Below are 2,432 nucleotides of genomic sequence, written 5' to 3' on the forward strand. Positions count from 1 at the left end.
GGTGTGCGCCGTGAGGCGCTTCGTTGTATCCCCCGTGCAGCGGGGAGGAACTGGAGGGAGGTTCCTGGGTCTGCCGGCTTACCTGTAGCGCGAAAGCGTGAGGGGACAAGAGCATGCCGGAAACGCGGCGGTCGTCTGGAGGCGTCCAGGGCGATGCGCTTCGGGACCCGCCTGATATGGCCAAGGCTGGATTGCTTGAAGTCCAATCCCCAGCGATGAATGTGCGCATCCATCGGAATGACGCTTGAAACCGATGCCGCGTCGTGCGACGGCATGAACCCGGAGGTCGTCGCAACCTCCACGGCGTGGGGCACCGTCCAGCGAGGGCGGGTGAGGGGATGAGTGGGCGGCCTACGTCGGGCTCGATACGTATGACGAAGACGTACCACGGGATCGCCTACGGGACGCGAGTCCTACGGCGACGGAGTGCCCGTAGTAGTCGCGGGAGTCACGACCCGCCAGGGAGGCCGGGAAAGCCGGGCCGCAGGGCGAAGGGGCACAGGTGATCACGATGTTCAGCGAAGGGAGGTACGCGTGATGCGGAACGCCGCAACGGTGCTGGACGTCATCCGGGAACGCGGCAGGCGGGGCCTGCCGTTGGAGAGGCTGTATCGGCAACTGTTCAATCCGCAGTTGTTCCTGCTGGCTTACGGGCGCATCTACGCCAACACGGGTGCGATGACGCCGGGAGTCACGCCGGAGACCGTAGACGGCATGTCACTGGCCAAGATTGAGGCGATCATCGACGTCCTGCGTCGGGAACGCTACCGATGGCGGCCGGTCAAGCGGGTCCACATCCCGAAGAGCAACGGGAAGAAACGCCCGCTGGGCCTGCCGACGTGGTCGGACAAGCTGGTCGCCGAGGTGGTGCGTCTGCTGTTGGAGGCGTACTACGACGTCCAGTTCTCCGACCGTTCACACGGTTTCCGTCCGGGCCGGGGCTGCCACACCGCGTTGAGTGAGGTGGTCGAGGTCTGGAAAGGCACACACTGGTTCATCGAGGGTGACATCTCCGACTGCTTCGGCTCCCTTGACCATCAGGTCATGGGCTCGATCCTGGCGGAGAAGATCCATGATGGCCGGTTCCTGCGGCTGGTGTCCAACATGCTCACGGCCGGGTATCTGCAGGACTGGCGGTGGCATGCCACGCTCAGCGGTGCGCCGCAGGGTGGCGTGGCATCACCGATCCTGTCGAACATCTACCTGGACCGGCTGGACACCTTCGTCGAGCAGACTCTGCTGCCTGAATACCATCGAGGCGGCCGGCGTCGGCGTAACCGCGCCTACCAGGTCGTTGTCGATCAGATCGCGAAGGCCCGACGTCACGGTGACCGTGCCGCGGTCCGGCTGCTCATGCAGCGCCGCCGCCGGATACCGAGCCAGGACCCCAACGATCCGGACTATCGACGACTTCGGTATGTGCGCTACGCCGACGACTGGCTACTCGGGTTCGCCGGACCGAGGCACGAAGCCGAACAGATCAAGGTGAGGATCGCGGCGTTCCTGCGTGACCAGCTCAGGCTGGAACTGTCGCCGTCCAAAACGTTGATCACCCACGCCACCAGCCAGGCGGCGCGGTTCCTCGGCTACGAGATCAAGACGCAACACTCGGACACGAAGATCACCCGAGGCCGCCGAGCGGTCAACGGAGCGATCGGATTGTTCGTGCCCCGCGACGTCATCAGGCAGCGATGCGCGAACTACCTGCGCGAAGGCAAACCCGCTCAACGCGGTGCGCTGCTTCACGACGACGACTTCACCATCGTCGCGAAGTACCAGGCCGAGTACCGGGGCCTGGTCCAGTACTACCTGCTCGCCCAGGACGTGTTCCGCCTGGACACCCTGCGCTGGGTCATGGAGACCTCGATGCTCAAGACCCTCGCAGGCAAACACCGGTCCACCGTCACGAAGGTGGCGGCCAAGTACAAGACGGTCATCGGCACCCCCGACGGGCCACGGACCTGTTTCCAGGTCACCGTCCCCCGGGACCGGGGCAGGAGGCCACTGGTCGCCCGCTTCGGCGGAATCCCGCTACGCCGCCAACGCGCTGCAGTCCTGACCGACCAGTCACCGATCATGGCCAGCGCCAAACGCAACGAACTGATCCACCGGCTGCTGGCCGGACAATGCGAGCTCTGCGAGTCCACTGACAGGTTGGAAGTCCACCACCTGCGAAAACTCGCCGACCTCAACCGTCACGACCGGCCCGACAAACCCGCATGGGTGCACCTCATGGCGAAACGGCGCCGCAAGACCCTGGTCATCTGCCGGACCTGCCACGAGGACATCCACGCCGGCCGGAATGGCGCATCCCTCCGGAACTGACCACTGGAGAGCCGTGTGTCAGGGAAACCGACCAGCACGGTTCGGGAAGAGGCCGACAGAAAAGGACCCACACCACGGGCACCTCGCTGGCGGCCCACTTCACTCGG

General features: G+C 65.1%; 1 protein-coding gene. It reads left to right on the plus strand.

The window, feature by feature from the left end; genetic code table 11:
* The first annotated feature begins 537 nt into the window (after positions 1-537).
* On the plus strand, positions 538-2,325 hold the full coding sequence (locus ACGFIZ_RS34150) for a reverse transcriptase domain-containing protein (RefSeq protein ID WP_393427428.1): 1,788 nt from the start codon (positions 538-540) through the stop codon (positions 2,323-2,325).
* The last annotated feature ends 107 nt before the right edge of the window (positions 2,326-2,432 follow it).

This window comes from Micromonospora sp. NPDC048830 (assembly GCF_043198215.1).
GTDB lineage: Bacteria > Actinomycetota > Actinomycetes > Mycobacteriales > Micromonosporaceae > Micromonospora.

Bases quoted from the DNA above. Each gene is read 5' to 3' on its own strand.
- ACGFIZ_RS34150 (WP_393427428.1), top strand. From the start codon at position 538: ATGCGGAACGCCGCAACGGTGCTGGACGTCATCCGGGAACGCGGCAGG.